This is a genomic window from Cellulomonas pasadenensis (assembly GCF_047229365.1).
Taxonomy (GTDB): domain Bacteria; phylum Actinomycetota; class Actinomycetes; order Actinomycetales; family Cellulomonadaceae; genus Cellulomonas.
Map to the genome: position 1 here is coordinate 21,816 of NZ_JBFTEP010000043.1, position 6,279 is coordinate 28,094.

The window sequence follows — 6,279 nt, forward strand, 5'->3', positions numbered from 1 at the left end:
GGCGGCGCACTGCGTCAGGCGCCGTGGGCGGGCGAGACGCAGAACTGGTTGCCGTCCGGGTCGGCCAGCACGGTCCACGCGAACCCGTCCGGCAGCGCGTGGTCGCCGACGCTCGCCGCGCCGGCCGCGAGGCAGTCGTCGACGAAGCGCGGGACGTCGTCGACGGCCAGGTCGACGTGCACGCGGTTCTTGCCGGGCGTCGGGTCCGTGACCTCCTGGAACCCGAGCGTGACGCCGCCGGGTGCCGAGGGGTGCAGCATCACGAACCCGGGGTGCGCCTGCAGGTGCCCACCGGTGCGTGCGGCCCACCAGACGGCGAGCGCGTGCGCGTCCCGCGTGTCGAACGTGACCATGCCGACGCGCGCGACGGCACGGGTCGTGCCGGGCACGGGCGGGACGAAGGGGGCGGGGACGTCGTCGTCGGTCATGGCGCGAGGCTAGCGGCGCCCACCGACGCCGCGCGGCACCCGGCAGCGACGCGCCCCCGCTCAGCCCGCGGGCGCCGCCGGCGCGTCGACCGCGCCGCCGTACCGGCGGTCCCGCCTCGCGTACGTCTCGACCGCCCGCCACAGGTGCCGGCGGTCCACGTCGGGCCACGGCTCGTCGAGGAACACCATCTCGGCGTAGGCGGACTGCCACAGCATGAAGTTGGAGATCCGCTGCTCGCCGGACGAGCGCAGGAACAGGTCGACGTCCGGCAGGTCCGGCTCGTCGAGGTAGCGGGCGAGCACCTTCTCGTCCACCTTGTCGGCCTTGAGGCGCCCCGCGGCGACCTCCTGCGCGACGGCCTTCGCGGCGTCCGCGATCTCGGCCCGGCCGCCGTAGTTGACGCACATCGTCAGCGTGCACGTCACGTTGCCGACCGTCTGCCGCTCGGCCGTCTCGAGCTCGGCGATCACCGAGCGCCACAGCCGCGGGCGACGCCCGGCCCACCGCACCCGGACGCCCCACGAGTCCATGAGATCGCGACGGCGGCGGAGCACGTCGCGGTTGAAGCCCATGAGGAACCGCACCTCGTCGGGCGAGCGGTTCCAGTTCTCGGTCGAGAACGCGTACGCGGAGACGTACTCCACGCCGATCTCGATGGCGCCGGCGACGATGTCGAGCAGGGACGCCTCCCCCGCGGCGTGCCCGGCCGTGCGCGGCAGGCCGCGCGCGTTGGCCCAGCGGCCGTTGCCGTCCATGACGACCGCGACGTGCCGGGGCACCAGCTCACGGGGCACGGCGGGAGGACGCGCACCGCTCGGGTGCGGCGGGGGCGGGACCGGCATCAGACCCTCTCGACCATCGGGAGCGAGCGCAGCCGGCGCTCGAGGTGGAACTGGCAGAACGCCGCGACGAGGCCGTTGCCCTCGGCGCGGTGCCGCTCCGCGCTCGTGTCGGCGACGGACCAGTCACCCGACAGCAGCGCCGCGAGCAGCGCGAACGTCTCGGGCGCGGGCGCCGCGGCACCGGGCGGCCGGCACGCACCGCACACGGCCCCGCCCACCGCCACCGCGAACGCGTGGTGCGGGCCCGGGGCGCCGCACCGCGCGCAGTCCGTGAAGCTCGGCGCCCAGCCCGCGATCGCGAGCGCGCGCAGCAGGTAGGAGTCGAGCACGAGCCCGGGGGCGTGCTCACGCGTCGCGAGCGCCCGGACGGCGCCCACGAGCAGCCAGTACTGCTGCACCGCCGGCTCGCGCTCGGCCTCGACCAGCCGGTCCGCCGTCTCGAGCATGACCGTGCCGGCCGTGTACAGCGTGTAGTCCTCGCCGATCCGGCGCCCGTACGGGCCGATGGTCTCCGCCTGCGTCACGACGTCGAGGTTGCGCCCCGTGCTGAGCTGGAGGTCGACGTGCATGAACGGCTCGAGCCGGGAGCCGAACCGGGACGTCGTGCGCCGCACCCCCTTGCCGACGGCACGGACCTTGCCGTGCTCGCGGCTGAGGAAGGTGACGATGCGGTCGGCCTCCCCCAGCTTGTGGGTGCGCAGGACGATCGCCTCGTCGCGGTAGAGGCTCACCGGGCCATTCTGCCCCGTGCCACCGACAGCCGGGCGCCGACGCCCGCGACGCCGACGGGCGTGGGGGTCGGCCGTGCCGCCGGCACCCGGGCGTGCGGGTGCCGGCGGCACGACGTCTCACGCCGGGACGCGGAGGTCGTCCGCGTCCCGGCGTCCGCCGTGGCCGTGCAGGGGTGGCCTGCGACGCCGCGGCGGGGTCCTGGTCGCGTCAGCGCTGGTGACGGTTGACGGCGGAGACGATCGCCTTGAGGGTCGCGGTCGTGATGGACGGGTCGATGCCGACGCCCCAGAGGATGTCGTCGCCGATGGCGCACTCGACGTACGCCGCCGCGGTGGCGTCCCCGCCCGCCGACAGCGCGTGCTCGGCGTAGTCGAGCACCGCCACGTCGACGCCCTCGGCGTTGAGCGCGGCCACGAAGGCGGCGACGGGGCCGTTGCCCGTGCCGCGCAGCGTGCGCGCCGCGCCGCGGTCCACGACGTCGACCTCGAGCGTGTCGTCGCCGCCCTCCGCGCTCGTCGCCCGCGTGCCCCGCAGGGCGAACCGGCCCCACGGCTCGAGCGGCCCGCCGGGCAGCGCCGGCAGGTACTCGTCGCTGAAGATCGTCCACAGCTCGTCGGCCGTGACCTCCGTGCCGTGCCGGTCCGTGTGCCGCTGCACGACCTGCGAGAACTCGATCTGCAGGCGGCGCGGCAGGTCCAGGTCCCGCTCGGACTTCAGCAGGTACGAGATCCCGCCCTTCCCCGACTGCGAGTTGACGCGGATGATCGCCTCGTAGCTGCGGCCGACGTCCTTCGGGTCGATCGGCAGGTACGGGACGGCCCACTCCGCGTCGGCGACCGGCGTGCCGGCCGCCGCGGCGCGCGCCTCGAGGGCGTCCAGGCCCTTCTTGATGGCGTCCTGGTGCGAGCCCGAGAACGCCGTGAAGACGAGGTCGCCGCCGTACGGGTGCCGCTCGTGCACCGGCATCTGGTTGCAGCGCTCGACGGTGCGGCGGATGCGGTCGATGTCGGAGAAGTCGACCTGCGGGTCGATGCCCTGGCTGAACAGGTTGAGGCCGAGCGTGACCAGGTCGACGTTGCCGGTGCGCTCGCCGTTGCCGAACAGGCAGCCCTCGATGCGGTCCGCGCCGGCGAGGAACCCGAGCTCCGCCGCCGCGACGGCCGTGCCGCGGTCGTTGTGCGGGTGCAGCGACAGCACGACGCTCTCGCGGTGGTGCAGGTGGCGGCCCATCCACTCGATGGAGTCGGCGTAGACGTTCGGCGTCGCCATCTCCACGGTGGCCGGCAGGTTGACGATCACCGGCCGGTCCGGCGTCGGCTCCAGGACGTCGAGCACCGCGTTGCAGATGCGCACGGCGAACTCGAGCTCGGTGCCCGTGTACGACTCGGGGCTGTACTCGTAGAACACCTCGGTGTCCGGGATCAGCTCCTCGTACTTCTTGCAGAACCGCGCGCCGGAGACGGCGATGTCGACGATGCCGTCCTCGTCGGAGCGGAAGACGACCTCGCGCTGCAGCACGGACGTCGAGTTGTACAGGTGGACGATCGCCTGCTTCGCGCCGGCCAGCGACTCGTAGGTGCGCTCGATGAGGTGCTCGCGCGCCTGCGTCAGCACCTGGATGACCACGTCGTCGGGGATGCGGTCCTCCTCGATCAGCATCCGCACGAAGTCGAAGTCGGTCTGCGAGGCGGCGGGGAAGCCGACCTCGATCTCCTTGTAGCCCATGCCGACCAGCAGCTCGAACATCTCGAGCTTGCGCGCCGGGCTCATCGGCTCGATCAGGGCCTGGTTGCCGTCGCGCAGGTCGACGGCGCACCAGCGGGGCGCCTGCGTCATGCGCTTCGTCGGCCACGTGCGGTCCGGCAGGTCGACGCGGATCTGCTCGTGGAACGGGCGGTACCGGTGGGACGGCATGCCGGAGGGCTGCTGCGGGTTCCGCTCGGCGCTCGGGGCAGCGCTGGGGGTGACGGTCATCGGGGTGTCCTTCGTCGCGGGTCTCGGCGGGCGGTCAGCCGGGCACGGCGCACTCCGCGACGAGGAGCCGGCCTAGAGGGCCTCGTCGCGGCGACGAAGAAGGAGCGAGCGGTGCGCCACGGGACGACCATACCCCCGCCCCGCCGGGCCGCCGCAACCGCGGACCGGGTGCGCCCCGCCGGGTGGACGCTCAGCCGAGGACGACGGCCTCGGTGTCGGTGCGGGCGACGAGCGTGCCCCCGACCCCCTCGAGCGACCTGACGCCCGCGGGCAGCGGCACCGACCACACGCGCACGCCGTCGTGCAGGCCGCGCGCCGACAGCGCCCACCGGTCGGCGCCGTCCGGCTCCGCGGCGAGCACGAGGCGACCGTCGGTCACGGGCGCGAACGGCATGGCCCGCCCCGTCCGGTGCTCCCACAGGGGCGTCCCGTCGCGCGCGTCGACCACCGCCAGGGCCGCGTCGCCCCAGAGCACCACCGCGCCGTCCACGGTGGCCACCGGCGAGTGCGACGTCGCGAGCTCCCACACGGTCGTGCCGTCCTCCGGGTCGAGCGCCGCCACGCGGTTCCCGAGGTCGGTGAGCAGGACCTCCACCGAGCCGTCGTCCGCGGCGAGACGCACGGGCACGCCGGGCACGCGCACGCCGCGGCTGCCGTCCCGGTCGTGCAGGTGCGCGCCGCCCACGGGCGCCCACGTCGCGAACCGTCCGTCGGGCAGCGGCGCCACGACGAGCTGGCGGCCGGCCGCACCGTGCGCCACCACGCCGCCGGACGCGGCGTCGAGCACCGTGGTCGCCTCGCCACCCAGCACCACGACGCCGCCGACCACGGAGAGCGCCGGGGCGACGCGGCCGCTGCCCGGCGTGACCAGCACGTCGGCGGACCGGTGCGACCACAGCACCTCACCGGCCGCGCCCGTGCGACGCTCCACGAGCACGCGCCCGTCGGCCTGGACGGTGGCCACCACCAGGTCGTCGGCGACCCGGCGCGCGCCCACGAGCGGGTCCGCCACGTCCCAGCTGCCGAGCCGGCTGCCGTCCGCGGCGTCGAGCGCGACCATGCGCGTCGGCGGCACGGACGCGACCGTCTCGCGCGTACGGGAGTACACGACCCGCGGCTGCGTCCACCGGCACAGCACGACGGTGCTTTCCGCGGCCCCGGGCGGGCAGCTGACCGCGACCGCGTCGAACCCCGCCGCGCTCGTCGCGACCAGCTCGGCGCCCCACCGCGCCTCGCCGGTGCGCGGGTCGTGCGCCCGCACCTCCCACGTGCCGGTGGCGTCCGAGACCGCGAGGACGTGCCCGCCGGCCGCGAGGACGCCCGTGCGCCCCGCCGCGGGGGCGCGCCAGAGCTCGCCCGGCGGCGCGTCGAGCGGGCGGACGAAGCCCGGCAGGCCCGCGATCGCGTCGGCGCGCGCCGCGGCCGCACGCGTGACGACCTGCGTCGCCACCACGGCCGCCACGACGACGACCACCGCCGCGAGCACGGCGGGCCACCAGCGCGGGACGCCGGACCGGCCGGGCCGCCGACCGGGCACGGGCGCCTCGCCGCCGCCCTGGCGCGGGTCGGCACCCGCCGGCGCCGGCGCGTCCTCGTCGTCGGTGTCGGCGAGCTCGACCAGCTGCATCCGCGCAGCCGGGCGCAGGCCCGTCATGGCAGGACTCTAGGCCCGCGAGGTGCCCTCCGCGCGACGCGCGCCCTCGGGGCCCAGGACGTCCGCGACGGACGTGCCCGGCACCGCGACCACGCGCAGCGACCGGTCGCCGAACACGACGACCGCACCCGGGCGCAGGCGCACCGGGTGGTCGACGCGGCAGACGACCTGACCGCCGTCCGGCAGCGTCACGACGGTGCCGTTCGTCGAGCCGCGGTCCGTCACCCACGCGCCCGAGGGGTCGGTCCCGAGCTCGAGGTGCGTCTTGGAGACCGACCGGCCGGGGTCGGTGACCCGGACCACCTGCAGCCCGGGCGCCGGCGCGGGGTTGCGTCCCAGCACGGCCGTGCCCCCGACGGTGAGCGTGCGGCCGTCGTCGAGCGTGACGCGCAGGCCGCGCGCCGCACCCCGCCGCGGCGCCGGCACGACGTCCTCGCGCGGCGGCGCGGGCCGCGTCAGCTCGAGCTCCGGCGGCAGGCCGTCGGCGTCGTCGACGGGAGGCAGCGGCACGGGCGTCGCGGCCCGCACCAGCGGGAGCGCGCGCGTGTCGAGGTCCGGCGCGGCGCGCGGCGGGTCGAGCGGCGGCAGCACGAGCCCGCCGGTCGCGGTCGGCACCGAGCGCGGCGCCGGCGGCGCCTGCTCGGGGAC

6 protein-coding genes are annotated in these 6,279 nt (G+C 76.1%); all 6 read right to left on the reverse strand.

The features are described from left to right. Positions 1-14 precede the first annotated feature (14 nt). Positions 15-428 (reverse strand): VOC family protein, encoded by a 414-nt coding sequence (locus tag AB6N23_RS08315; RefSeq protein ID WP_412865626.1) that lies wholly within the window; start codon positions 426-428, stop codon positions 15-17. Between the two features lie 60 nt (positions 429-488). Further along, a complete protein-coding gene (locus AB6N23_RS08320) occupies positions 489-1,271 on the reverse strand; it encodes an isoprenyl transferase (RefSeq protein ID WP_412865627.1) in 783 nt (260 codons plus the stop codon). Further along, entirely contained in the window at positions 1,271-2,002 is a 732-nt protein-coding gene (gene recO / locus AB6N23_RS08325; protein ID WP_412865628.1) for a DNA repair protein RecO, read from the reverse strand. Before recO ends, AB6N23_RS08320 begins: the two co-directional genes overlap by 1 nt. A 208-nt stretch (positions 2,003-2,210) precedes the next feature. Beyond that, positions 2,211-3,977, reverse strand: a complete 1,767-nt coding sequence (gene leuA / locus AB6N23_RS08330) for a 2-isopropylmalate synthase (RefSeq protein ID WP_412865629.1) — start codon at positions 3,975-3,977, stop codon at positions 2,211-2,213. A 190-nt stretch (positions 3,978-4,167) separates the two neighbouring features. Next, entirely contained in the window at positions 4,168-5,631 is a 1,464-nt protein-coding gene (locus AB6N23_RS08335) for an outer membrane protein assembly factor BamB family protein (RefSeq protein WP_412865630.1), read from the reverse strand. A 9-nt stretch (positions 5,632-5,640) separates the two neighbouring features. Continuing rightward, positions 5,641-6,279 (reverse strand): FHA domain-containing protein (locus tag AB6N23_RS08340; RefSeq protein WP_412865631.1); only part of this gene is annotated, 639 nt, incomplete at its 5' end.

Bases quoted from the DNA above. Each gene is read 5' to 3' on its own strand.
- AB6N23_RS08320 (WP_412865627.1), bottom strand. From the start codon at position 1,271: ATGCCGGTCCCGCCCCCGCCGCACCCGAGCGGTGCGCGTCCTCCCGCC.
- AB6N23_RS08335 (WP_412865630.1), bottom strand. From the start codon at position 5,631: ATGACGGGCCTGCGCCCGGCTGCGCGGATGCAGCTGGTCGAGCTCGCC.
- leuA (WP_412865629.1), bottom strand. From the start codon at position 3,977: ATGACCGTCACCCCCAGCGCTGCCCCGAGCGCCGAGCGGAACCCGCAG.
- AB6N23_RS08315 (WP_412865626.1), bottom strand. From the start codon at position 428: ATGACCGACGACGACGTCCCCGCCCCCTTCGTCCCGCCCGTGCCCGGC.